Origin of the sequence: Devosia sp. (assembly GCF_036676215.1) — a bacterium.
GTDB lineage: Bacteria > Pseudomonadota > Alphaproteobacteria > Rhizobiales > Devosiaceae > Devosia.
Genome location: NZ_JAKFDJ010000223.1, coordinates 11,712 through 36,837 on the forward strand (window position 1 = coordinate 11,712; position 25,126 = coordinate 36,837).

General features: G+C 63.0%; 24 protein-coding genes and 1 tRNA gene. 4 read left to right on the forward strand and 21 right to left on the reverse strand.

Translation table 11 applies throughout. The annotated features are described in order from the left end of the window. The first annotated feature begins 106 nt into the window (after positions 1 to 106). On the forward strand, positions 107 to 2,308 hold the full coding sequence (locus V6M52_RS18390; RefSeq protein WP_332702393.1) for a hypothetical protein: 2,202 nt from the start codon (positions 107 to 109) through the stop codon (positions 2,306 to 2,308). Here V6M52_RS18390 and acs read toward each other — a convergent pair. Then, a complete protein-coding gene (gene acs, locus V6M52_RS18395; protein ID WP_332702395.1) occupies positions 2,305 to 4,251 on the reverse strand; it encodes an acetate--CoA ligase in 1,947 nt (648 codons plus the stop codon). The genes V6M52_RS18390 and acs overlap by 4 nt on opposite strands. A gap of 181 nt (positions 4,252 to 4,432) precedes the next feature. On the opposite strand from acs, the gene V6M52_RS18400 reads away from it, so the two are divergent. Further along, complete coding sequence (locus V6M52_RS18400) at positions 4,433 to 5,041, forward strand: GNAT family N-acetyltransferase (protein WP_332687880.1); 609 nt, start codon at positions 4,433 to 4,435, stop codon at positions 5,039 to 5,041. Between the two features lie 43 nt (positions 5,042 to 5,084). Here the strand turns inward: V6M52_RS18400 and V6M52_RS18405 are convergent, their stop codons facing one another. The 4 genes from V6M52_RS18405 to V6M52_RS18420 form a co-directional block, all read right to left on the reverse strand. After that, complete coding sequence (locus V6M52_RS18405) at positions 5,085 to 6,410, reverse strand: lipopolysaccharide biosynthesis protein (RefSeq protein ID WP_332702397.1); 1,326 nt, start codon at positions 6,408 to 6,410, stop codon at positions 5,085 to 5,087. Next, complete coding sequence (locus V6M52_RS18410; RefSeq protein ID WP_332702399.1) at positions 6,407 to 7,588, reverse strand: lipid II:glycine glycyltransferase FemX; 1,182 nt, start codon at positions 7,586 to 7,588, stop codon at positions 6,407 to 6,409. The genes V6M52_RS18405 and V6M52_RS18410 overlap by 4 nt, the downstream gene beginning before the upstream one ends. A gap of 111 nt (positions 7,589 to 7,699) precedes the next feature. Continuing rightward, the gene (locus tag V6M52_RS18415) at positions 7,700 to 8,398 is read right to left on the reverse strand and encodes a YjbE family putative metal transport protein (RefSeq protein ID WP_332686845.1); all 699 of its coding nucleotides are present in this window, start codon (positions 8,396 to 8,398) and stop codon (positions 7,700 to 7,702) included. A 218-nt stretch (positions 8,399 to 8,616) separates the two neighbouring features. Next, positions 8,617 to 8,692, reverse strand: a tRNA-Lys gene (locus V6M52_RS18420). A gap of 95 nt (positions 8,693 to 8,787) precedes the next feature. Here V6M52_RS18420 and V6M52_RS18425 point away from each other — a divergent pair. Next, the gene (locus V6M52_RS18425) at positions 8,788 to 9,678 is read left to right on the forward strand and encodes a mechanosensitive ion channel family protein (protein ID WP_332686846.1); all 891 of its coding nucleotides are present in this window, start codon (positions 8,788 to 8,790) and stop codon (positions 9,676 to 9,678) included. 54 nt (positions 9,679 to 9,732) lie between these two features. Here V6M52_RS18425 and V6M52_RS18430 read toward each other — a convergent pair whose 3' ends face one another. Beyond that, positions 9,733 to 9,939 (reverse strand): hypothetical protein, encoded by a 207-nt coding sequence (locus tag V6M52_RS18430; protein ID WP_332686847.1) that lies wholly within the window; start codon positions 9,937 to 9,939, stop codon positions 9,733 to 9,735. A 404-nt stretch (positions 9,940 to 10,343) separates the two neighbouring features. On the opposite strand from V6M52_RS18430, the gene V6M52_RS18435 reads away from it, so the two are divergent. Next, a complete protein-coding gene (locus tag V6M52_RS18435) occupies positions 10,344 to 11,462 on the forward strand; it encodes a pyridoxal phosphate-dependent aminotransferase (RefSeq protein WP_332702467.1) in 1,119 nt (372 codons plus the stop codon). Here the strand turns inward: V6M52_RS18435 and V6M52_RS18440 are convergent. From V6M52_RS18440 to V6M52_RS18510, 15 genes are all read right to left on the reverse strand, one after another. Continuing rightward, a complete protein-coding gene (locus V6M52_RS18440; protein ID WP_332702401.1) occupies positions 11,459 to 12,442 on the reverse strand; it encodes an endonuclease/exonuclease/phosphatase family protein in 984 nt (327 codons plus the stop codon). The genes V6M52_RS18435 and V6M52_RS18440 overlap by 4 nt on opposite strands. Positions 12,443 to 12,475: 33 nt before the next feature. Next, a complete protein-coding gene (locus V6M52_RS18445; RefSeq protein ID WP_332702403.1) occupies positions 12,476 to 12,955 on the reverse strand; it encodes a GNAT family N-acetyltransferase in 480 nt (159 codons plus the stop codon). 54 nt (positions 12,956 to 13,009) lie between these two features. Then, positions 13,010 to 14,569, reverse strand: a complete 1,560-nt coding sequence (locus V6M52_RS18450; RefSeq protein WP_332702405.1) for a 2-isopropylmalate synthase — start codon at positions 14,567 to 14,569, stop codon at positions 13,010 to 13,012. A gap of 112 nt (positions 14,570 to 14,681) precedes the next feature. Then, the gene (locus tag V6M52_RS18455) at positions 14,682 to 14,807 is read right to left on the reverse strand and encodes a hypothetical protein (protein WP_332686852.1); all 126 of its coding nucleotides are present in this window, start codon (positions 14,805 to 14,807) and stop codon (positions 14,682 to 14,684) included. 96 nt (positions 14,808 to 14,903) lie between these two features. Continuing rightward, positions 14,904 to 15,332: a hypothetical protein gene (locus tag V6M52_RS18460; protein WP_332686853.1), complete on the reverse strand. Its 429-nt coding sequence runs from the start codon at positions 15,330 to 15,332 to the stop codon at positions 14,904 to 14,906. A gap of 59 nt (positions 15,333 to 15,391) precedes the next feature. Further along, the gene (locus tag V6M52_RS18465) at positions 15,392 to 16,285 is read right to left on the reverse strand and encodes a PhzF family phenazine biosynthesis protein (protein WP_332702407.1); all 894 of its coding nucleotides are present in this window, start codon (positions 16,283 to 16,285) and stop codon (positions 15,392 to 15,394) included. A gap of 9 nt (positions 16,286 to 16,294) precedes the next feature. Beyond that, the gene (locus tag V6M52_RS18470) at positions 16,295 to 16,786 is read right to left on the reverse strand and encodes a heme-degrading domain-containing protein (protein WP_332686855.1); all 492 of its coding nucleotides are present in this window, start codon (positions 16,784 to 16,786) and stop codon (positions 16,295 to 16,297) included. 1 nt (position 16,787) lies between these two features. Further along, a complete protein-coding gene (locus tag V6M52_RS18475) occupies positions 16,788 to 17,258 on the reverse strand; it encodes a GFA family protein (RefSeq protein ID WP_332702409.1) in 471 nt (156 codons plus the stop codon). Between the two features lie 87 nt (positions 17,259 to 17,345). Further along, positions 17,346 to 19,118 carry a B12-binding domain-containing radical SAM protein gene (locus V6M52_RS18480; protein WP_332702411.1) on the reverse strand — a complete coding sequence of 591 codons (1,773 nt, stop codon included), beginning with the start codon at positions 19,116 to 19,118 and terminating at the stop codon, positions 17,346 to 17,348. A gap of 160 nt (positions 19,119 to 19,278) precedes the next feature. Further along, entirely contained in the window at positions 19,279 to 20,298 is a 1,020-nt protein-coding gene (gene ilvC, locus V6M52_RS18485; protein ID WP_332686859.1) for a ketol-acid reductoisomerase, read from the reverse strand. A 24-nt stretch (positions 20,299 to 20,322) separates the two neighbouring features. Next, complete coding sequence (locus V6M52_RS18490) at positions 20,323 to 20,973, reverse strand: TetR/AcrR family transcriptional regulator (protein ID WP_332686886.1); 651 nt, start codon at positions 20,971 to 20,973, stop codon at positions 20,323 to 20,325. A gap of 206 nt (positions 20,974 to 21,179) precedes the next feature. After that, entirely contained in the window at positions 21,180 to 21,965 is a 786-nt protein-coding gene (locus V6M52_RS18495) for an ATP-binding cassette domain-containing protein (protein WP_332702414.1), read from the reverse strand. Positions 21,966 to 21,988: 23 nt separating this feature from the next. Then, positions 21,989 to 23,014 (reverse strand): ABC transporter permease, encoded by a 1,026-nt coding sequence (locus V6M52_RS18500; protein ID WP_332702415.1) that lies wholly within the window; start codon positions 23,012 to 23,014, stop codon positions 21,989 to 21,991. 182 nt (positions 23,015 to 23,196) lie between these two features. Next, positions 23,197 to 24,138, reverse strand: coding sequence for a sugar ABC transporter substrate-binding protein (locus V6M52_RS18505; protein WP_332702417.1), 942 nt, complete (start codon positions 24,136 to 24,138; stop codon positions 23,197 to 23,199). An 81-nt stretch (positions 24,139 to 24,219) separates the two neighbouring features. Then, on the reverse strand, positions 24,220 to 25,017 hold the full coding sequence (locus V6M52_RS18510; protein ID WP_332686888.1) for a TIM barrel protein: 798 nt from the start codon (positions 25,015 to 25,017) through the stop codon (positions 24,220 to 24,222). Positions 25,018 to 25,126: the final 109 nt, after the last annotated feature.

Below are 25,126 nucleotides of genomic sequence, written 5' to 3' on the forward strand. Positions count from 1 at the left end.
TGACCGCCAAATGCAGCCGAAACAATGACCAAGCGTTATGCGTGCGATTACTACCCTGATGAGGGGTGTAGATCACTGGCGAATATGCCAGTGTGATCGGGGCGACTTGGAGCATTGGCCGTTTTTCAACCTTCCGGCCGATGAAAGCCGTTGCCTTGATCGGGCGGGGATCTTGGGATCCCCGCCCGTGATGCTTCCAGCGCTTGAGGCCGGCCTGGCCTCGCTGCTGGTAGTAGTTGGCCTAACTGTTCGTCGCACTGGTGCTCCCCTATTGCAGAATTGGGGAGGCTGGGACATGAGCGACGCGGATACGGTAAAGACCGAAGGTGGCCGTGGTCGAACGCCACCCCCCAAGCAACCCGAGCGTCCAACGCCGCCGCCGCCCGAACCGCCTCGCGGTGACGAGGAATTCCGATCGCCGGGCAGCTTCGGATGGCATCTGTGGACGCTGCAGAACGCGGCGATACTGGTCTTCATGGCGCTGGCGCTGGCCGCGATAATCATCGCCCTCTACGTCGTAGCCACTCCGCCATCGCAAGATGGGCGGGCCGGCAGCAATCCGGCGCTGGCACTCAGCATCCTCAACACACTGCTGATCGCCATCGCCATAACGCTTGTCTTTGCCTGGCTCAGCAGCGCCAACGCTCAGATGATCGGTCGCGGCTTTCGGCATCTGCTATCCATTCATCGTGCTGCCGTGGCGTGCTTCGTCATCTCGGGCGCTGCGACGGTGGGTATCCTGATCTATGTTGCGCTGGCGATAATGGCGGCCGCCGAAGTCGCGCACGGCCTCTATCTGCTGGCAGCGATAGAACTGCTGCTCAAGCTCACGGCGGTCAGCGCCATTATCGTGCTCATCACCCTGCGGCGCACAGCCGCGATGGTTCTGCCGACGGCCCAGGACACAGTCCAGGACGCGACAATGGTTCTGGAGGCGCAGGAGGACAGGGGACGTCTCGAATTCGGCAGCCTAGCCTTTGCCTTTGGCCTGGTGGTGATCGCAGCCCTGGTCGTGCCGACGGATGACCTGATGCGCATCTCGGCCATGATGTTTGGCGGCGACAGAAAGGTGGAAGATTACCTGCCGCAGCGGCCACTGGTGCGGGTCGAGGACGACATGGCGAACCAGATCGCCACGGCCGTGCAAAACGCGCCCGGAATGCGCGATCTCACCGGCGACATGCCCAATGGCGAGCGCGACAGCCTGTTCAATTCAATCGAGGCAGGCATTGCCAACGTCATCTACAATATCGTCGGAGATCGGGTGAAGCGCATCGGCGCCTGGCCGCTCTTCATCGATATCTGCCAGGACAACGAGGGCGCCCTCTTGTCCACGAACTCCAGCAACAAACTGGTTGCCGAGCACATTTCCTACCTGGCCGGCGAAGGGCTGATCGACTTTCCCTATGGAGACATCCAGACACTGGACATCACGCAATATGGCAGCCAGGTCATCATCAAGAATGAAGGCTTGGCCTGCGAGGGCGCATCAACCACCGTCACCACTGCCTCTGCAGACACACCCTCGCCAATATTCATCGGCGCAGCGGGCCGCTCCGAGCGGAGCTTGACCTCGACCCCCGATGAGATTGTCATTGCCATCTCCCAACAGGCAGAATCCATCCTGTTGGACCTTCCGCCAGGAGACTATCTGGTTTCCCTCATCGCCCTGGACCGGATCGACCCATACCTGCAGGTGGTCGATGAGCAGGGCACGTTACTCGCCGAGAACGATGACGGTGGCCCAGGCGTGTTCGATTCGGCACTCAGCATCCGCGTGGGAGCCGGGCAGGTTTACGTCGCGCGAGCTTCCACATTGGACAGCGCCGGCAACGCAATTCTGCGGGTCCAGCGCGAGACCCGGATCGAGCTGATTTCGGCCGCACAGCTGGTTCGTGAAGAGCCTGCTGCGTTCATCGGTGAATCGGTCGACATTCCACCGCTCGGAGCCGTCTTCCAGTTCGACGCGGAAGCCGACGGCCCTCACGTCATCGATGTGGTGCCCAATTCAGGACCAGACGCAGACCTGACCGGCGAGCTCTTCCGCAAGTTCGGTGATGACGTCGAGTCACTGGCCGCGGACGATGATAGTGGGGAGGGCGGCTTTCCGCGACTGAACGCGCGGCTGACCGCAGGCGAGACATATTATTTGGTGCTGCAGCATTACGCGCCAGGTAGCGCTCCAACCACGACAGCGCGCATCGATATTTTGTCTGAAGCACCGGCCGCGGACGATGGCGCTCAGTCTGGAGACCAGACTGAGCCCGTTGTGCCTGCTCCGCAGTCAGCGGAAGACGCTGATCCCTAGCGGTTCTGCCGGTTCTCGATCAGATCCGTGACCACGGCCGGATCGGCCAGCGTGGAGGTATCGCCCAGCGAACCGAAGTCGTTTTCGGCCACCTTGCGCAGGATGCGGCGCATGATCTTGCCGGAACGGGTCTTGGGCAGGCCGGGGGCCCACTGGATCAGGTCCGGCGTGGCGATTGGCCCGATTTCCTTGCGCACCCAGTTCCTGAGCTCGATCCGCAGATCGTCGCTGCTGGTCTCGCCTGCCATCAGGGTGACATAGCAATAGATGCCCTGCCCCTTGAGGTCGTGCGGATAGCCGACGACGGCGGCCTCGGACACTTTGGGGTGGCTGACCAGTGCGCTTTCCACCTCGGCGGTGCCCAGGCGGTGGCCGGAGACGTTGAGCACGTCGTCGACACGACCGGTGATCCAGTAATAGCCGTCTTCATCGCGGCGACACCCATCGCCGGTGAAGTAGTAGCCCTTGTAGGTCTCGAAATAGGTCGAGACGAACCGGCCGTGATCGCCCCAGATGGTGCGGGCCTGGCTGGGCCAGCTGTCCTTGATGGCGAGAATACCCTCGGCCTTGGCCTGCTCCTGCAGCCGGCCCTCGGGCGAGAGCACCTCGGGCTGGATGCCGAAGAAGGGCACCGTCGCCGAGCCCGGCTTGGTGGCAATGGCGCCGGGGAATGGCGCGATCATATGGCCGCCCGTTTCGGTCTGCCACCAGGTGTCCACGATCTCGCAGCGGCCCTTGCCGACCTTGCTGTGATACCATATCCAGGCTTCGGGATTGATCGGCTCGCCCACAGTGCCCAGCAGGCGCAGGCTCGGCATATCGTGCTTTTCGACGAATTGCGGCCCGGCCCCCATCAACGCACGAATGGCCGTGGGCGCGGTGTGGAAGATGTTGACCTTGTGCTTTTCCACCACCTGCCAGAGCCGGCTGGCGTCGGGATAGGTGGGAATGCCTTCGAACATCAGCGAGGTCGCGCCATTGGCCAGCGGCCCATAGACGATATAGCTGTGGCCGGTGACCCAGCCCACATCCGCCGTGCACCAGAATACGTCGCCGCGCTTGTAGTCGAAGTTCAGCTCATGCGTCAGCGCCGTATAGAGGATATAGCCGCCCGTGGTGTGAACCACGCCCTTGGGCTTGCCGGTGGAACCGGACGTATAGAGGATGAACAGCGGGTCTTCGGCATTCATCGGCTCGGGGTCGTTGAACGGCTCGACGCCTGCAGCGGCCTCGTGCCACCAGACGTCACGGCTGCCCTTCATGGCCACGTCCGCACCGGTATTGTGCACGACCAGCACCTTGCTGACGCCCGGGCAGTCTTCCAGCGCCTTGTCGACATTCTTCTTGAGCGGCACAACCTTGCCACCACGACGGCCTTCATCGGCGGTGATGACGACGGCGGAATCGCAGTCATTGATGCGGCCGGCCAGTGCGTCCGGCGAGAAGCCGCCGAAAACCACCGAATGGACGGCGCCGATGCGTGCGCAGGCCAGCATGGCATAGGCCGCCTGGGGGATCATCGGCAGGTAGATAGTTACGCGGTCGCCCTTGCGCACGCCCAGCGACTTGAGCACGTTGGCGCAGCGGCACACCTTTTCATGCAGGGTGCGATAGGTGATGTGCTCGGATGGTGCGTTGGGATCATCGGGCTCCCAGATGAGAGCGACGTCGTCGCCATGCTTGGCGAGATGGCGGTCGATGCAGTTGGCAGCGACGTTGAGCACGCCATCCTCGAACCACTTGATCGACACATCCGGGTACTGGAACGTGGTGTTCTTGATCTTGGTCGGGAACTTTACCCAATCGATGCGCTTGGCCTGCTCCGCCCAGAAGCCGTCCGGATCGCTGACCGAGCGGGCATACATCTCGTCATACTGGTGCTTCGTGACGTGGGTGCGTGCGATCGCAGCCGCACTTGGCTGGAATACGAGCTGCTCGCTCATACTATCCTCCCTTATCTCTCCCGCCCTCCGTTCTAGTGACCCACCCTGCGCCGGGCAAGGGCTTGGTACTGCGACTTATTGGGTAACTGCTGGTACCGGCCATTAACTGCCCGGCGGCACGACGCTTCGGGCGCCCTGCCCACTCTGGTATGGTGCTGGCTCATCGGATCGGGAGCCGGCCATGAGCGATATCGCCGTCACAACCAGCGACACCCAGCCCGCGGCGCGGCCCGCGCCGATTCGGCCGGCGAGCTATGCCGATATCGGCCTGGTGCATAAGCGACTGCGCGAAGCCATCGAGACCTCGCCCTTCTACAGCGACGAGTTCAAGGCCTACGAGACCGCCCGGCTGACCCCGGAGCATCTGGCGAGCCTGATCGACGCCGATCCACACCACGTCATGATCATGCAGCGCGAGGGCACGCCCGGCGGCTTCATGATCTCGGGCCCAGAATTGGGCACGCTCTGGCTCTACTGGAGCTACGTATTCCCCGAAAACCGCCGTTCGAGCCTGGCGCTGTCGGCCATGCGCGCCTTCATCGCGCATTGGGACAATGGCCGCTTCCACAAGATCGCGACCTATACCAAGACCGGCAACGAGGCCGCAGCCGCCATCATGGACCGCATGGGTTTCAGGCACGTCGCAACGCTGGAACAGCACATTTTCGGCGAAGACTACCTGCTCTATGAGCGCCCGCTGAACAAGGTGGAACCGGGATATGACCGGGGCACCAAGGGTGGGCTCAGGAACAAGCTGTTGCGCAGGCTGAAGCTGGCGTTTGTGAAGTAGGCGGCAGGCGTTCCTGCCAGCCAGGCAGAATCGTCGTCCGCCCCTATTCTGCCGGCACCGCAGCCAGGCGCCGGTTGCGGAACCATTGCATGATGGAAACGTCCATCCCGGCGGTACGCAGGGCGATCCACCACTGGCCGACCGACCAGGCCGAAATGGCGATGATGGCCGAGAGAGCCGCCCCCATCAGGCCGAGTGGTGGCACCAGCAACCAGTTGCCCAGCACCAGCGAACCGATGCCCAGGGCCACGAATGGCAGGCTGGCATAGGGCCGGTCGTGGATGGACAGGACCAGTGAGGCCGGCCCCATGACCGAGCGGACGACCAGTGCCAGGCAGAGCACCGCCAGGGGCGCCGCGCCGGCCGAGAAGCTCGGGCCGAACAGCATGAGCAACAGCGGCGCCACCAGCGCCATGCCAGCGAACAGCGCGATGGAAATCACGCTGGCGACGAAATTGGCGTCGCCTACCTTGCGCTTGAACGCCGCGCGGTCGGCATTGGCTTGGCTCTCGAATATGTCGGGCATGGTAACGGCGTAGACCGCCGCGACACCGAAGGAGATGAGCGAAAACAGCCGCGTGCAGACGCCGAAGATCGCCAGTTCCTCCCGGCTCAATGCGTGGCTGAGCAGCAGCAGGTCGATGTCGAAAAAGAAATCGGTGGCCAGCGAGATCAGCACCCAGGGCAAGGCAAAGCGCCACCAGCGGCGCGACTCGCGCGGCCGCAGCTGCGTCATATCGGGGATACGGTCCAGCGAGGTGATCACAAAGCCGAAATGCACCAAGGCTATAGCAACATAGCCGAGGGCGATGATCCAGAGCATGAGGGAAAGGCCCTCGACGGGCGAGGCAAATCCCATGGTCGCCAGGAACCCGCCCATGACGATCATCGGGCGGAACATCGTATCGGCGAAGAAGCCGGCAAACGGTCGCTTGAGCCCGACCAGCAGGGCGCCGTTGACATAAACCAGGGCGGTGCCGAAGGCGAGCAGCACGACCGGAACGAAATGTTCGGCGAGCACGCTCTGCCCCTGCCCCATAGGCCCGAGCAGCAACGGCCCGACCAGCAGCAAGAGCAGCAACGCCCCCACGACATGGCCGTAGGAACGCATGAGGAAAACGACCAATTGCCGCCGCTCGCCGCGCGCCCGGTACTCGGCGGCGAAATAGGTGCCCACGGTATGAAAGCCGAGCGGCATTGCCACGGCGATGAGATTGACCGTCGCAATGACGATCAGATACTCGCCCAGCAGCTCTGGCCCCCACATGCGGGCGATCAGCGCCTGCACGAGGAAAATCAACCCGGCGCCACCCAGGCGAGCGCCGAAAATGATGCCGGATTGCGAAGCCAGACGCTTATGCATGCTCATTCGGCGGACTCGTCGGCATCCCGCCTTTGTGTCGGCAAGGTCTTGGGATTGCGCCAGCCCGCAATGACGCGGCGGACATGATAGACAGCATCGCGCGCCGCGAAAGCCCCGGCGCCGAGCAGATAGGCCAGCGGCTTGCTGGCATAATTGGCCACCGGTGGCACCGGGCGGATGACACCGGCCTCGCCCACCATGCCCTTCTTGAACTGATGCAAGCCCTGGAAGCCATCCGTGCCGCCCAGATCGTACCAGGTGGCGGTGGTGTTATCGCGCAGCCAGCGGATAATATGCCAGTGCATGAAATAGCCGGCGCGCAGCGGCAACGCCTTGTCGTTGGTGGCGCCATAGAGATAGACGGCACGGTCGCCGGCCTTGAAGATCAGCGCCCCCCCGACCAGTTCGCCCTCATGGCGCACAAAAAACAGCTCCGGCCGCAAGGCAGGAACGTCGATAGCCATCAGCGCCGGCACGGTCTCATAGGCGGAATGATCGGTGAACTGCTTGCGATCGGTCATCGCGCCATAGAGCGCGTTGAAATCCTCGATCGCCTCGGGCGCGGCATGCTCGAATGTCAGGCCCGCCTTTTCCGACTTGTTGAGCTGCCGCCGCCAGGTCTGCTGGAAGCTCTTGCGTTGCTCGTCATCGGAGAGCCGCAGGTTGACGATATAGCGGTTGGGAAAGCCGAGTTCGGAACCACGCTTGAAGCCGCGGGCCTCCAGCCGTTCATATTCACGGTTGACCGGGCCGATCGAGGCGCGCGGCAGCACGGACAGCATGTGCCCTCGTGCGTCTGCGTAGTCGGCGACCATCGCCTCGACCATGTCCGCATGGATGACGTCGGCGTCGGGGTGCGCATTGTCCTTGAGCATGGGCGCCCACTTGGAGACGGCAATCTTGCCCAGCCCCAGCGGCAGCTTCTGCACCATGACCAGCGCGCCGCCGACCACTTCCCCGTCAGACAGGAACAGCATCGGCTCCTGCGTGACCGAAGGCCAGCGCGTGGCCGCAAAGGCGTGAAGCTGCTCCTGGCAGACCTCGTCGAAGCCGGCGATGGTGTGATCCCACTCCGAACCGCTGACAATCCTGGTCTGCAACCTGGTGGCGGCAACTCCGCTGGCGCGCGGGATTGGCTGGCTGGCACTGCCCTCGTGGGCAACGCGATCGGCGATGAGGGACATCGTAAGCACTTCCCGCTCATGAACTTGAGCGGGAAGTTAGCCCTTCGAGGTGATCAAATCCCTATTCCGTCACGGCAAATGCCGCAAACTTGGAACACTGGTTACCAAAGGCTAATGCGCAGCCACCGCGGCTTCCCCAACGGCATGCGGGGTATAGAGCAGCGGAATTTCCGGGATGGCGACGAAGGCGCCGAGCCCTTCAAGCGACATGCGGACAGCGACGAGCAGGATAATGGCCAGGCCAACCCAGGCGATCCAGCGGTACTTGTGCAGCAGCCCGGCGATGAAAGTGGCGGCAACGCCCATCATCACCACCGACAGCGCCAGACCGATGATCAGCGCCTCGAAATGGTGCGCCGCGGCGCCGGCCACGGCCAGCACGTTGTCGAGCGACATGGAAACGTCGGCAATGATGATCTGGATGACCGCCTGGCGCAGCGTCTTGCGCGGTGCCTTGCCGCCGACGGTGCCATCGGCATTGGTATCGTGGTCCTCGAGCGCTTCCTGCGCCTCATGCTCGTCGCTCTGCGAGACGGTCAGCTCGCGATACATCTTCCAGCACACATAGAGCAGCAGCACGCCGCCCGCGATCAGCAGACCGCCACCCAGGGCGAGCAGCTGCGTGGTGATCAAGGCAAAGAAGATGCGCAGCAGGGTCGCGGCAAGGATGCCGATCAGAATGGCCTTGCGGCGCACGTCGGAGGCGAGGCCCGCAGCGGCCAGACCGATCACCACGGCGTTGTCGCCCGCCAGGACGAGGTCGATCAGGATGACCTGGATCAGCGAGCTCAGGAAACTCGGGTCGAACATGAAGGGGATCCTCGTCAGGGGCAGGAAGGGAATGCCGCCCTATAGCGCTCCACCCGCGGGCTGGGAAGTCCAACTCGGTGGGAATCGACCAAAGTCTGAGGAAATCGGGCGGTTTGCCGGCCTGCGGACAGCTTGGTGACAGACTTGCACCGTCATAGCCAAGCCTTCGGCGAGCGACCGTGGCCTCGATACAACCAATGTGCGGGAGGGGGGGGCTTTGGTGGGCGAGCACGGATTCGAACCGTGGACCCGACGATTAAGAGTCGTCTGCTCTACCAGCTGAGCTACTCGCCCCTTACTGGAGCTTCCAAAGTGGCGCCTCTCTATCAAAGGGATTCCACCCTGTCTAGCGCCTGCTGCCACTTTCCTCATCGCGATGGTTTGCTAGAGTGTCGCAGACGCAGATTGCGTCGCCAAACCAGGGCGGCATGACCATTCCCGATTTTCTGATGAGACCGGCTGCCTGGCTGGCAGCCAATGCAATCAGCCTGCTGGCTGCCCTCGCCATCCTGGTCGCCGGCTGGTATCTGGCCCGGCTGGCGGCCCGGGCCATCCGGCAATTGCTGCCCCTGGCCTATGGCGTGGACAAGAATTTTGCGCCACTGCTGTCACAGGCGGCGCGCTACGGCATCTTCATTTTTGCCATCGTGACCGCGCTCAACCTGCTGGGCGTCTCCAGCGCCTCGATCATCACCGTGCTGGGCGCGGCGGGTCTGGCAATCGCCTTGGCGCTGCAGGGCACGCTGGCCAATATTGCAGCGGGGATCATGCTGATCTGGCTGCGGCCGATCGCCATTGGCGAATTCATTCAGGGCGATGGCGTGGCCGGGGTGGTGGTTGAAATCGGCCTGTTCGGCACGCGGCTGCGCTCGTCGAGCGGGCTCTATATCTTCACGCCGAACCAGAAGCTCTGGTCCTCGGCGATCACCAACCACAGCCGCGAACCGCGGCGGCGCATCGACGTCAATGTGAGCGTGCCCGACAACATCGATATTGGCAAATCGCGCAACATTCTGATGCGCGTCGCCACCAGCGACAAACGAGTCCTCGCCGACCCCACACCCAGCGTGCATGTGGACGGCTTCTCGGGCGCCGCGGTGAATTTGCAGCTGCGCGCCTGGGTTGCCACCCCGGATTATCTGGAAACACTCTACGGCCTGACCGAAGAAGCCAAGATCGCGCTCAACCGCGAGCTGAGCGGAACCAAGGCAGAAAAGGCGGGGATAACGGTCGTGCCCGATCCTGCCAATCCCAGCCCGGAAACCCAGGCGGGAAGCTGAACCGGATGGACCAGCGGTGTCGGCGGCCCAAATCACCGGCACCGCAAGGGTCAGTCAGTCAAAGCCCGCACGGCTTACGCGGAAGGCCGAGAAATCCAGCACATTGCTGGCCTGCGTCGGCTCTGGCTGCCGCACGTCGTCCATCAGGTTGATGGTCCGTTCAATGATATAGCGCAATTGGCGCGAATGGCTGTCGGTACCTTGCAGGATCGTGGCGGCGCGCTGCAGGTGATCTCGGGCAAGAACATAGGTGGGCGGCATTGCACGAAGCTCCTTTGGAATCGTTTGTTTGGAAACGCCAGGGAGGTGACGCGAGCCAGAGGGTGCTCCCTCATGCCTTCCTCAAACTTGCCAGAATCCGCCGCAATTAATGCAAATGCGACGCATCTGCTGTCTGCGCGGAAAGCCCCGGTTTCAGCGCGTTCGCGCCAGCCAACCATTTCCGCGTCCTGTGCAAAACCGTTTTGGAACCGTCCGCTTCCATCGCCCGTTGCTGTGTGAGCTACGAGGAGCCGGCAAGGATGCGAGGTCGCGGCTGGACGATTCTGGCGCTGGCGATTCTGCCATGGATCGTCATCTACGCTATCTACCTGCTCGTTGCGGGAGGCGCTGGCTAGTGGGGCCGCGGCACCGCTAAGATCGGCCCTTCACAAGCGAGTCGTCTGATCGTGCCCCGTCCCCAACTGTCGCCCATCACCGCCGTTCTTGCCGAAGCCGTACCCTTCGTCGGGCCGGAGGCCATCACACGCCGTACCGGCGTATCGCTGCAGGCGCGGATCGGCGCCAATGAGAACCCGTTTGGTCCCGCGCCGTCAGTGATCGCCGCGATGGCCGCCGCCGCCCATCAGAGCTGGCATTACGGGGATCCGGAAAACCACGACCTGCGCGTCGCCATCGCGGACCATCTGGGCATTCAGCCCGCCAATGTAATGCCGGGCGAAGGGGTCGATGCCATCCTGGGCATGGCGGTGCGGCTGTTTGCGGCCCCGGGGGCGACGGTGGTCACCTCGCTGGGCGGCTATCCGACCTTCAATTACCATATCGCCGGCTACGGCGCCCATATACACACCGTGCCCTATATCGGTGACCGCGAGGATATCGATGCCCTGGCCCGGGCCGCGCGCGATACCAAAGCGGCCATGGTCTATCTCGCCAACCCCGATAATCCCATGGGCAGCTGGTGGGACGCTGCCTCGGTGGAGCGCTTCATCGCCGCGGTGCCGGAAACGACCATGATCGTGCTGGACGAGGCCTATGGCGAGTTCGCGCCGCAGGGCACCCTGCCCCCGCTGGACCTCGACCGCCCCAACCTGCTGCGCATGCGCACCTTCTCCAAGGCCTATGGCCTGGCTGGCGCCCGCGTCGGCTATGTGCTCGGGGATAGCCAGAACGTCTCGGCCTTCAACCGCATCCGCAACCATTTCGGCATCAGCAATGTCGCCCAGGCAGCAGCCATCGCCGCGCTGGCTGATGAGCAGCACCTGCAATGGTCCATGTCGGCGGTGCGGCAATCGCTGGACGATACCGCCGCCATCGCCCGCCGGCACGGGCTGGAGCCCTTGCCCACCGCGACCAATTTCGTCGCCATCGACTGCGGCCGCGATGGCCTCTATGCAAGGGCAATTGTCGACGGACTGGCCCAGCGCGGCGTTTTCATCCGCATGCCGGGCGTGACCGGTCTCAACCGCTGCATCCGGATCAGCGCCGGCACGGAGACTGACCGGGCCCTATTGGATGGGGCGCTGGGCGAGGTGCTGGCCAAGCTGGCCGCACAACCGCGCTAGAACAGCTCCACCGTCGCCAGCAGCCCCAGATGATTGGAGCCGAACGCCTCTGGCGTCGACCCGATCGTGCGGATCAGGGCGGCTCCCCGCGTGAACATGTTGTCGATGGGCACGCCGAAGGGCCCGAGCTCCACCGGCCATGTGGCCGGGTAAGTGGGTGGCGGCACCAGATCGAGCGCAGCGGCAAAACCGGCCACCTGGTTCGACCAGGCCGCCGCATTGAAATCGCCCATCAACAGCACCGGCCCCTCGATTGCGCCGATGACCGAACGTGCCTGCACGAGCTCCAGCTCGGCCACACGGTCGAAATAGGGCTTGGTCAGGTGCAGTCCGACAACCGTAACGGCCTCTCCGCCAAACATGACCGTGGCCTGCGACAGCCGCCAGCGCTCCAGCCCGTAGAGCAGGTGCCGCTGCGCGCTGACGAAGGGCGTGCGCGATAAAATGGCCAGGTCGCAGGCGTTCTCCGGCTCGCAGCCCAACCGATAGGGGTAGGTCTGCATGATTTCAGGCCACAAGCCGTAAAGACCACCGGCCTCCATCACCACGACCACGTCGGCATTGCTGTCCATGATGTAGCGAGCGGCGTCGGCCCTGCGGGGATTGGCGGCGAGCACGTTGAAGCTCAGCGCCCGAAAGCCCGCCTTCGGTTGCAGTTCGGCAAATGCCGCACGGTGCCCCTGCTGCATGAACACCATGCCCGCGCCCTGCGCCAGGCTGGCCAGCACCAGTCCAAGCATGACCAGCGCCCGCAGTCGCGCGCCGGACAAGGCCAGCAACAGCGGCAGGGCCAACAGCGCGATGCCAAGATGGAAGCGCAGGGTGCTGAGCAATTCCTGTCCTGGCATGCCGAACGGGATGCTGACAGCAAGCAACAGCGCCACCGCCACGATGGCCAGCCCGCTCAGCACGCCACGGATTTCGGAAAGAATCGTCAGCTTGGCTCTGCCGTGTTGGACTGCACGATAGTGGTGACCCATATGGGTCGCGTCGGCAAGTCGCGCACGGACAGATCAGCCTTGAAGCCCGGTTGCCGTGTGATGATCGACTGGCTTGCGCATCTGGATGCAGTTGCTGGCAATGCCGATGAGCTCTGCGGCATCCCACACATGCCGATGACAGCCGGTCGCCTCATAGAATCCGAGAGCGGTGGGCGCCGCATTGACGAAAAGCGTAGCCGCGCCAAAGCTGCGAGCACGCTCCTCGACCATCCGCGCCAGTACTCGGCCGTGTCCCTTACGCTGTTCAGGCGAAGTGATGGCCACCATGCGAACAATGGCCGTGCCGTCGTCCCGGATATCGAGGCGGGTGGTGCCCAGCGGCAAGCCATCCAGCTTGAACAGATAGGGATACATGCCCGGCAGACGCTCGCCTGGATAGTTCGGATCGTAGATGCCGTGGCGGCCCTTGGCCTCGAACAGTTCCTGCCGGCGTATGGCGTGGTAAGCCACCCAGTCGGCAGGATCGCTCACTTCGATCAATTCATATCCCATGTGGCCTCCACGCCCCGGCCACGATAGGTCGGGGCACGGGGCACGATTGCGATGTCAGCCAGCCATGGCGCCTTGCGCCGAGGCGCCGCGTTCGATGAGCAGGCGGTTATAGGCATTGAGATAGGCACGGGCCGAGGCGACCAGGGTGTCGGGCTCGGCAGCGTTGCCGGAGACAATGCGGCCATTCATTTCGAGGCGCACATGGGCCGAGGCCTGGGCGTCGGTGCCACCGGTGACGCCGTCCACGGCATAGAGCACCAGATGGGGCTCCTGGCCCACGGCTTCCTTGATGGCATTGAAGATGGCGTCGACCGAACCGGTCCCCTCATAGGTCACGCTGGTCTCCTCGCCGTCGATGCTCAGCGTCATGTCGCATTTGTGCACGCCGCCGGTCTTGGAGATGACCTCCATGTCGACCAGCTTGATGCGGTCGCCGACCGAGCCGACTTCGTCATCGACCAGCGCCACGATATCGGCGTCATAAACATGCTTCTTGCGGTCGGCCAGATCCTTGAAACGCACGAAGGTTTCCTGGAAGGCATTATCGCCCAGCTCATAGCCCAGTTCCCGCAGCTTGTCCTTGAAGGCGGCGCGGCCCGAATGCTTGCCCATAACCAGGGTCGTTGCCTTGATGCCGACGCTGGCCGGGGTCATGATCTCGTAGGTCTCGGCATTCTTGAGCATGCCGTCCTGATGGATGCCGCTTTCGTGGGCGAACGCATTCTTGCCAACGATCGCCTTGTTGTACTGCACCGGGAAATTGGCCGCCGTCGATACCACCTTGCTGGCGCGCGCCAGATGGGTGGTTTCGATTTCGGTGTGATAGGGCAAGGCGTCGCCGCGCGTGCGCAGGGCCATCACTACCTCTTCCAGCGCTGCATTGCCGGCTCGTTCGCCCAGCCCGTTGACGGTGCACTCGATCTGCCGCGCGCCACCGGCGACGCCGGCCAGCGAATTGGCCACGGCCAGGCCCAGATCATTGTGGCAATGCACCGAGAAGATCGCCTTGTCGGCGCCGGGCACCGACTCGATGATCGTCTTGAACATGTTGAAATGCTCGTTGGGCACTGCGTAACCGACCGTGTCGGGCAGATTGATGGTGGTAGCGCCGGCCTTGATCGCGGTCTCGACGCAGCGCTTGAGGAATTCCATCGGCGTGCGGGTGGCATCCATCGCCGACCATTCGACATCATCGATGAGGTTGCGCGCCTGCGCCACGGTGCGGGCGATGATCTCGATGACCTCGTCCTCGGTCTTCTTCATCTGGTGGGCCAGATGGATGGGCGAGGTGGAGACGAAGGTGTGGATGCGGCCCTTGCGGGCATGACGCACCGCTTCACCGGCCCGGTCGATATCGGCGCTGATGGCGCGGGCGAGCCCGGCCACGGTGGCGCGCTTGACCTGCTTGGCCACGGCGACGACGGCCTCGAAATCGCCATTGGAGGCGATGGGAAAGCCGGCCTCGATGATATCGACGCCCATATCGTCGAGCGCCTCGGCAACCTGGAGCTTTTCCTCCAGAGTCATTGTGGCGCCAGGCGATTGCTCCCCGTCGCGCAGGGTGGTGTCGAAGATGAAGACGCGGTCTTTATTGGTGTCGGTGGTCGCAGACATATCGGTATTCCTATCGGTCGGCCCGGAGCGACGGCTCTGCAGGCCGGACATTTACTGTGCGGCTTGTGGCGTTATCCCCTGACGACCTGCTCGTTTACCGAGCTGCCGGTGATCAGGGGCTGATAAGAAGGAGGAGAAGCGCAGCAGGCAGCAACAGCAGGCCAGCAGCAAGCGTCAGGACGCGCACGCGCTCCTGGCGTTGTGTCATGGCAATGGCAATTGCGCGCTTGCGCTGCATGGGTTCAGTTCCGATTTCTGCCAGAATGCGCGAATCCTCTGCCGCGTGCAAGCCCGCACGGTGGCAGAGGTTGATTTTTTGCTACGTCAATGGCGCTCAGTTGAACGCGAACACCGCCGAAAGGATCACGCCGGCCAGAGCCAGACCGGCGACTTGTCCGGCCATGCGGGCCGTACCCGCTGCGGCCACATCCCCGCCCCGCGCCTTCTTGAAGTTGATGCCACCGACAATGACGCAGCCGAGCAGCACCACCACAAGCGCCATTTTGACGCTAAACCAGATCATGCTGGGCGCGGAGAAATTCCACCTGAGCCAGAACAGCAGGATGCCGGTGACGATGAGTCCGCCCAGCGCTCCCCGGCCCGCTTTCGAAATACGACCGGCGATCTCGAACAGCGTTTCCCGAGTAGCGCCATCGGCTGTGGCCAGCTTGCTGCCGATAATCGGCATCGCGACCGAACTGGCACCGCCGCCGACCAGTGCCAGCAAATGCACCCAGAACAACAAATTTATCAGAATATCCATAACGCCGCCCTCAACGCAGTTGCCTCGGAACTTAGCAGCTTCCCTGCTGGAATAAAGGCTCAGTCGCCGAGATCGAGCACCCCTTCGGCAACGATCACTGCATGGCCGCCAATGCCGCCATGGACCAGTACGTCATTGTCCTTGCGCAGCTGGATGGTGATGCGGCAGGGCCGGCCCATTTCGTGGCCCTGGCGCAGCACAAAATCTGCCTGCCCGGTGCCGATGTCGGAATATTCCGACAGCAAGCCGATCAACGCCGCCGCCGCCGCACCGGTCCCGGGGTCCTCGCCCAGCCCCATGCCCGGCGCGAACATGCGGGCCGCCAGGTCGTTGTCTTTCTCGGCGGGCGTTTCGGTGAAAACGTAAACCGAGTTGTGGCCATGTGGGAAGGTGTGGCTCCACTGCCCCATATTGATGGCGATGCGCGCCAGCACCCCGGCATCGCGCACCGGCACCAGATGAAAATCGACGCCCGCGCTGAACACCGCCGGCTGGTAAGGGCCGCAGCCCAGTTCGTCCAGCTCAATGCCCAGCGCCAGCGCCATCGCCGCCCGGTCATCGAGCGACGCGATTCGCACCGGCAGGCGCGGCAGCGCGAAGCGCGCCTCGCCGGAGCGCTTGTCGGCTTTCTCGAACAAGGCCGTGATGAGTCCGACCTTTTCCTCGATCCGGACGGCCGTCACCTTGTTCTGAAGGCCCAGAACCACCGCGGCACCTACGGTGGGGTGACCGGCAAACGGCAGTTCAACCTCGGGCGTGAAGATGCGGACGGCGGCGGTGTTGCGCTCGGCCTGAGGCTTGAGGATGAACACCGTTTCGCTGAGGTTGAACTCGCGGGCGATGGCCTGCATCTCCCCATCGAGCAGGCCATCGGCCTTGCACACCACGGCCAGTTGATTGCCCTTGAGGCGCTCGCGAGTGAACACGTCAAGCAGCAGATAGTTGAGCTTCATCGGGGGCACCTATTCGTGCGGCAGGGTGTAGGCGGTCTTGTCGAGGCCGAGATGATCGCACAGCGCATCGACCGCGACGCCGTGGTCCGAGCGGCCGGGCAGGCCCGAAATGGTCAGGCACCCGATGATGCCGGCGCCCTTGACCCGGATGGGAAAGCCGCCCCCGGCAATGACATAATCGGCCGGATCGGCGCCCGATTGCGGGGTGAACGGCGCTTCGCCCCGCTCCAGCACCATGCGATAGCTGGCGCGCTGGAAGCGGCGGACCGTATTGATCTTGCGCCGCACCCATTCGGCATTGTCGGCGCTGGTGCCGGCCGTGGCCGCGAAGAACATTTGCCGGTCCCACGTGCGGATATCGACGACCAGGCTCAGCCCCTCGGCCACGGCCCGGTCACGGATGGCGCTGCCCAGCGTGAAAGCGACCGCCTCGTCGAACTGGTCCAGCACCAGCTCGTTTTCCTGTTTCTTGACGAGCGCGATGTCTTCGGCGGCGGCCATGTCAGTAGTCCTTTTGCGTCGATTTGGTCCAGGCGTCGAACAGCGGTGTGCGGTCAGTCGCGCCCCTGGCGAAATTGGTCTGCGCCGGATCGATCTCGACCCAGGCGGCCTTGCTGTCAGTCCAGATATTTCCCACCGGCGCGGCCCAGTCCATATCGTCCAGCGTCCCGGCCCGTACGACCTTGATGCCCGGCGAGGTCGGGTCGTTCCACAGCCAGCCGTGGCAATGCGCACAGAAATTCATGACGATCACATTGCCGCTCTCGGCCGTACGGCGATATTGCGCGATCTCGCCAGGCAGCAGTTCGAAGTCCTCGTCCTTGACGATCATCGACATGGACCAGGCGGCGCCCGAGAAGCGCTGGCAATCCTTGCAGTGGCAATTGTAGACCGAAAGCGGACTGGCTTTCAGCCGATAGCGCACCGCGCCACACTGACACCCACCCTCGACCGGAAATTCCGGCAAGCCCATCGCACCCTCCCCCGACTCATCTGGATCGATCGTGTCAGGTTTTAGACGAAGTTGACGACGGACAGAAGGACGACGCCATCAACCCCGCTATGCGGGGCCGACCGGCTCGGCCACGCCATGGCGCACACGTTCCAGGTGCTTTTCCTTGCTGAGCCATTCCTGCGCATCGGCCGACTGGAACATTTCCAGCTCTTCCTCGTGGTCGCTCACCGGCGTCATGGCGATGTCGGTATAGTTGAGCTTGTCTGGATCCTTCTCCACCCGGCGGTAGATCATGCCGAAGCGTAGATATAACCGGGCCCAGGCCATGAGCTTGAGCGCTGTCTCGCCCCAATAGCGCGGATAAAAGACAAGGGGATTCTCCAGCCCCAATTCGGGCCGGCGCGCATGGCGGAACTTGAGGCGCACGCCCCCGCCCTCCAGCGGATGCACGCCCTCGATCTTCACCGAACCGACAAACCAGGTGACCAGGAACAGGATGTTGGACGCCGCGATGCCGCTGGCTATCGCCCGCCGCATGATCGTCCCGACATGCTCGGGCGTGTAATAGCGGTCCCAGGCATGGGCATAGATGCCCTCCCACTGCTCCCGGCTCATGATGGGATGGGCCGTGGTCATGTGGTTGAGATCGTATTTGTTGAGGTCGGCGTCCATCGCCACCCCGGCACGATGCAGCTTCTGGTGATCCTCCGAGCCGGGCAGCGGCGTCAGGAAGAAGAACTCGAGAATATCGACCGGCAGTTCGCGCTTGATCACGTCGATGTCGTGCATGATCCGCTCCGGCGTGTCGCCAGGAAAGCCGAGGATATAGCCGGCATAGGTGATGACATGATGCGCCTTCCAGGCCAGCAGCATGGTGCGGTATTCCGTGATCTTGTTCTGCTTCTTCTTGGCGCCCATCAGATTGGCTGGATTGACATTCTCCAGCCCGATGAACACGCGCTTCACCCCAGCGCGCGCGCACTTCTCCACGAAATTCGGAATCTTGTGGCAGAGCGTGTCGACCTGGATGATGAAGTTGAAATGGAGCTTTTCCACCTCCCGCATATGGATCAGCCGATCCATGATCGGCTCCCAATCCTTGTTGCGGGCGAAATTGTCGTCGGTGATGAAGAAGCGATAGACACCCTGCGCCAGATTGGCCCGCACGATCTTTTCGATATCATCAGGCGACCGTCGGCGGGATTTGCGCCCCTGCACATTGATGATGGTGCAGAACGAACACTGATAGGGACACCCCCTGCCCGCGTCGAAACTGGTCAGATTATAGGCCGTCTTGCCCACATGCCCCGCCGGCATGAAGGGCACCGGGGAATCCTCGATACCCGGCAGGTCGTTCATGAAATTGTAGAGCGGCTTGAGCGCGCCGGCATTGGCGTCGCGCAGCACCTCTTCCAGCCGCCCCTCGGCCTCTCCGGCAAAGAGCGAAATGCCCAGCGCCTGCGCCTCCTTGAAGCGGGCATCCTCCCCGTTGAGCATGGAGATGACGCCCGAGACATGAAAGCCGCCGATCCCCACCTGGATGCCGCGGGCGCGCAACGGCCGGGCAATGTCGAGGGCGCGCGGAAACTGGTTGGACTGCACCCCGATCAGCATCACCATGCCGACATCTGCCGCCTCGACGTCCTGGGCAATGCGATCGACATGCACCTCGGTATTGGTTTCGTCCATGGCGTGGACGACGACCTCGGTATCAGGCCCCAGCACCTGCCGGTCGATGCAGTCCTGCGTCAGCCCATAAACGGCCGCCAGCGAATTGGAAGGGATAGGAGACTTCCACCACTGGATCACATAACCGTCGTCGTCATAGTGGGAAGGCTTGATCAGGTAGAGACAGAATCTGCGCGTAGTCGCCGCCATAGATCACCTGCAGTTCGAGGAGCCTGGACAAGAAGACGCTGTGGGAAGACTAGCCTCGTTACCTGAAGAATGAAAGACGGTGGCATTTGGCGGAGCGGATGCAAAAAAACGGGGGCCCCGAAGGACCCCCGCCGCAACGTTCAAGGGAGAACGTAACTGGTTAGTTCTTGGCCTTGTCGACCAGCGCGCCGGCCTTGATCCAGGGCATCATGTCGCGCAGCTTGCTGCCGACCGCCTCGATCTGATGCTCGTCGGCGAGGCGACGGGTTGCCTTGAAGCGCGAGCCGCCGGCCTTGATTTCCTGCATCCACTCAGCGGTGAACTTGCCCGACTGGATGTCATGTAGCACGCGCTTCATCTCGGCCTTGGTTTCCGAGGTGATGATGCGCGGGCCGGTGACATATTCGCCCCACTCGGCAGTGTTGGAGATCGAGTAGTTCATGTTGGCGATGCCGCCCTGATAGATCAGGTCGACGATCAGCTTCACTTCGTGAAGGCACTCGAAATAGGCCATTTCCGGAGCATAGCCAGCTTCCACCAGCGTCTCGAAGCCGGCGCGGATCAGCTCCACAAGGCCACCGCAGAGCACAGCCTGCTCGCCGAACAGGTCGGTCTCGCATTCTTCACGGAAATTGGTCTCGATGACGCCCGAACGGCCGCCGCCAACGCCCGACGCATAGGCCAGCGCGATGTCATGGGCATTGCCCGAAGCATCCTGATGCACAGCGATCAGGCACGGCACGCCGCCACCCTTCTGGTACTCGCCACGCACGGTGTGGCCCGGGCCCTTGGGCGCGATCATGATCACGTCGACGGTCGACTTGGGCTCGATCAGGTTGAAGTGCACGTTGAGGCCATGCGCGAAGGCCAGCGCGGCGCCGTCACGGATGTTCGGCTCGATATGCTGTTTGTAGATGTCGGCCTGCAGCTCGTCGGGGGTCAGCATCATGATAACGTCGGCCCACTTGGAAGCGTCGGCAACCGACATCACCTTGAGGCCTTCGCCCTCGGCCTTCTGGGCCGACGGAGAGCCGGGACGCAGGGCGACGACGACATCGGTGACGCCCGAGTCGCGCAGGTTCAGCACATGGGCATGGCCCTGGCTACCATAGCCGACGATCGCGACCTTCCTGGATTTGATGATGTTGAGATCAGCATCACGATCATAATAAACGCGCATGGGTTTCTCCCTGGAAATGCAGTGTTATGGATTGTTGGCTTTCGCCCCGTAGAGGGCGAAGAACTGGTCGGTCGCGGCCTTTACGTCGGCTTCGATATTGGCCTCGACATTGGTCTGGGTGAGCGATTTGTCGCCCAGCAGCAGACGAATCTGTACGTCGCGCACGACGAGGCCGAAAAAGGTACGGTAGGCATCCTCGCTCGACGTGAAGCGCAGCAGGCGGGCGTCGCGCCCGGCCTCGAGAATGGGCTTGAGACGCCGGCGGATGGCCAACGGCCCGTTCTCGAGCACGATAATGCCCAGGCTGTCTTTTTCCTGCGCCGCGTGGGTCACGGCGGTGCGGTTGAGCGTGACCGAGACTTCACCGGTGATGACGGTCAGCAAGTCGCGGGCGAATTGTTCGATGCTGAGGCGCAGCGCCTTGGCGCTGAGATGGGAGCGGTCGACCACCGGCATGCGCACCTTGGCCGCCTGCCATTGCACCGTGGCAGTCAGCAGGCCATCGCGGTCGCCGAACCACTTGTAGAGCGTTTCCTTGCTGCACGAGGCGCGGCGCGCCACGGCGGTCATGGTCAGGCCGTCGCCGTTTTCGACGAGCAGGTCCAGCGCCGCCGTCAGCACAGCCTGCTGGCGCGGAGTGAACGTCTCTTCGTTGACCTTGATGGTCAGTGGCACGGCATTGCCCCGGGATCGCAGCCGAACGGTTTCGGCCAATTTCGTCCGCAGGCGTACCGTACGGTACGGTTCGATGCAAGCGCTATTTGCACTAGCTATGGGAATTGCGGCGACGACGGCGGCAGCGGTGACGATGATGGCGGCGGCGAGAAAACCCGTCAGCGACGGGCAAGCCCGCCGCTGAACCGTGGCATGAGGCGGTCGGTCTAGACGAAGGCCGCTTCGCCGCCGACGCCGGACTTGACGCCGGTGATCAGCGAGACGATTTCGTTGCCGTCGGTCTTATCGCGGTCCACCGCGCCAACGATGCGGCCGCGGCGCCAGATCCAGACCTTGTCGACCAGATCGAGCACCTGGCGCAGATTGTGGCTGACCAGGATCAGCGGAATGCCCCGCTGCTTGAGGCCGCGGATGATGTTTTCAACCTGCGCGGTTTCCTGCACGCCGAGCGCTGCCGTGGGCTCGTCCATGATGATGAGCTTGCTGGCAAAGGTGGCGGCGCGGCTGATGGCGACGCATTGGCGCTGCCCGCCGGACATGTTGCGGATCTTGTTCTTGACGTCGGGAATCTTGACGCCGGTGGTCTGGAGGGCATCGACAGCCTTTTTGGTCATCGAGCGCTCGTTGAGAATGCTGAACGGCCCCAGATTGAAATAGGTCTCCTCGCGTCCGAGGAACAGGTTGGACGGTACGTCGAGATCGTCGGCCAGCGCCAGGTTCTGGAACACGGTCTCGATGCCGTGGTCGCGGGCCTCGATGGGGTTCTTGAACGAGACTTCCTCGCCGTCGAAGAACATCTTGCCCGAGGTCGGTTGTTCGACGCCGGTGATCTGGCGCACGAAGGTGGACTTGCCGGCCCCGTTGTCGCCCACGATGGCGACGTGCTCGCCATCGTGGAGCACGAAGTCGGCGGCCTCCAGCGCGTGCACGCCGCCATAATGCTTGGTCAGGGCTTCGGTGCGCAGGATGATTTTGCGATCGTCAGCGGACATGTTGATTTCCTCCCCTGATCCGGTCAGGCCCGGCCGCGCATGCGCTGGCGATAGACGTCCAGAACGACGGCGATGACGATGATCGCGCCCTTGATCATCTCCTGGTAGTAGGCGTCGAGCCTCAGGAAGGTGAAGCCGGAGATGATGACCCCGAAGATCAGCATGCCCAGCGTGGTCCCGATGATCGAGCCACGGCCACCGGACAACGAGGTGCCGCCGATAACGGCCATGGCGATGGCATCGAGTTCATACATGACGCCGGCGCCGGCCTGGGCGGTGAGGCCGCGGGCCGCCAGCACAATGCCGGCCAGTGCGGCGAGACCGCCGGCAATGGCATAGACCAGCATCAGGTGATGCTCGACATTGATGCCCGAGACCCGTGCGGCCTGCTCGTTGGAGCCGATGGCATAGGTGCGCCGGCCATAGACGGTGAAGCGCAGGATTAGCGTGAACAGCGCCGCGACGACGATGAAGATGAGCACCGGGTTCATCCCTGCCCCGATGGACGCAAAGCCCTCGGTGGGGAACGAGATCGGCTGACCCTTGGTGTACCATTTGGAGAAGCCGCGGGCGGTTACCATCATGCCGAGCGTGGCAATGAAGGGCGGTATCCTGGTGTAGGCGATGAGGGCGCCGTTCACGAGGCCGGCGGCGAGGCCACAGATGAGGCCCACCACAACCGGCACGATGACCGGCAGGTCGGTGAGCATGGGGAAGACGGCGCGTTCATAGGTGGAAACCTGCGCAAAGCTCATGGCGATCATGGCGGTTGCGCCAACCAGCGAGCCCGATGACAGGTCGATGCCGCCGGTGATGATGACCTGGGTCACGCCCACGGCGATAATGCCGACGATCGACACCTGCAGCACCATGATCGACAGGCGCTGGAAATTGAACAGGAAGCTCTGGCCCTGGAAAATCCAGCCGAGCACTTCAAACACGAGGGCGATCAGGATCAGCCCGACGAACACGTTGAACTCTGCCGGGCGCTGCCGCCTGGACTTTTCAGGCGTGCCGGACGCACTGGTTGCGGTTGCCACTTCTGCCATGATCTCCCCCTCGGATTCTCGATCCATTGCTGCAAGGTCGGCCTGGCCATGGCGACACAGGCTCGGGCTAATATTGTACGCCCGGATTTCGTACCGCGTGACCAAATTCGGCGCGGGCGGGCAGGTTCGAATGGGTGGCGGCAGATTGCCGCCACCCGGGTTGTCGAGTGCAGCGCGACCGCTTAGTTGGCCGACATGTAGTCGCCGATGTTTTCCGGCGTGACGAGCTCGAACGGCACCCAGACTTCGCGCTCCACGGCTTCGCCGCGAGCAAGAGCCAGCGCCGCATCCAGCGAGCCGGAGCCCTGCGCAGACGCGTTCTGGAACACGGTGACGTCGAGATCGCCGGCCTGCATCGCAGCCAGCGCATCCTGGGTAGCATCAACGCCGCCAACCACCACGCTGGCCATGTCGACGCCGGCAGCCTTCATCGCCTGGATGGCGCCGATGGCGCTTTCGTCATTGTTGGCAATGACCGCGTCAAACTGCACGCCGGCCGACAGCCAGTTGGTCATCAGGTCGGCGGCCTGGGTGCGCTGCCAGTTGGAGGTCTGCTCGTCGACGATCTTCATGAACGAGCATTCCGGCGTAGCGATCACATCATGGATGTCCTGGGTGCGCTGGCGAGCAGCCTGGTTGGAAAGTTCGCCCATGATCACCAGGATGTTAGCTTCGGTCTTGCCGGCTTCGGTCAGCAGGCGGCAGACTTCCTGGGTTTCGAGGGTACCCGAGTCCACTTCGTTGGATGCCACGAAGGCCTGATTGTCCGGCAGGTTTTCGAGGTTGACCGGTTGGCGATTGACATAGACCAGCGGGACGCCGGCCTGCTCGGCGAGAGCCGACATGGCTTCGGTGGCGTCGGTATCGACCGGGTTGACGACGATGGCGTCAACGCCCGAAGCGATGAAGTTCTGGATCTGGTTGAGCTGCTTGCCCACATCGTTCTGTGCGTCTTCGATCTGGATTTCGACGCCTTCAAGCGTACCGGCATATTCCTCGATGCCGTTGCGCAGCACGGTCAGGAAGTTGTCGTCGAACAAGGCCATGGAGACGCCAACGGTCTCTGCCATGGCACCAGACGTCAACATCGTGGTCGCCAGGGCGGCCAATGCGATCTTCTTCATTTGCTTTCTCCTCCACAGAGCGGGCGTCCGGATGCGCCCAGTTGTCCGGAAATTTCCCTTTTGCGGGAATTCTTATGTTCGTCAGGCGGCCTGGGCCTTGAGACCCTCGCTGATGAAATTCATGGATTGCCGTACCGCAAACGCCGGATCGGCAAGGTGGCGCAGTTCTTCGGCGAACGGCTCGAACGACAGCGGACCGCCGTAGCCGGCGGCGCGCAGGGCGGCGATCTGACCGATATTGTCGAGCCGGTCCTTGGGTCCGACCAGCACACGATGGCTATCCCGCATGTCGCGGACGGCAACCGCCGGATCATCCACACCCGAGATGTGGATGAGACCGGTCAGTTCCGGGAACAGGTCAGGTTCGCCGGCGAGGTGATGGTGAAAGGTGTCATGGGTCAGACGGAAGACATCGCGGCCATGGGCGTTGTCGATCGCCTGCACGGCCTCGCGTTTCGAGCGAAGCGTGCATGTCTCGAAACCGAGACACTCGACCAACCCGACAATCCCCCGATCGCGCAGAATGGGGGCCAGATGGGTGAGCGAAACGCTGGCATTCTCGATGCGCGTGCCGCCGTCCATCGACTGTCCGCTATTGTCCGCGACCAGCACCAGGGCCCTGGCCCCGCAAGCGGCGGCATAGTCAGCCAATGCTTCCGCTTCGTGCGAGCGGCTGTCAGACCATTGATTGAACTGCTGTAAGGCATTGATGGAAATGATGGTTACACCATGTTCCGACGCAAGCTGCCTGACTGTGGCGGCGGAGGTGCCATCGAGGATGGCGTTGTCGGCAATGTCGTTGCGAATTTCAACGCGTGAGGCCCCGAGGCGACGAGCCAGCGCGAAGAAATCGCCCAGCCCGAGCTGCGGTGCCGTCATGTGATTGATCGCGAAGTCCAGCGACAAGACCAAAACTCCCCTGCGGCGCCGGATTTGTATGGAACAGTCCGGTCATTCGTTGAACCAAATGAAACACTAGTTCTGCATA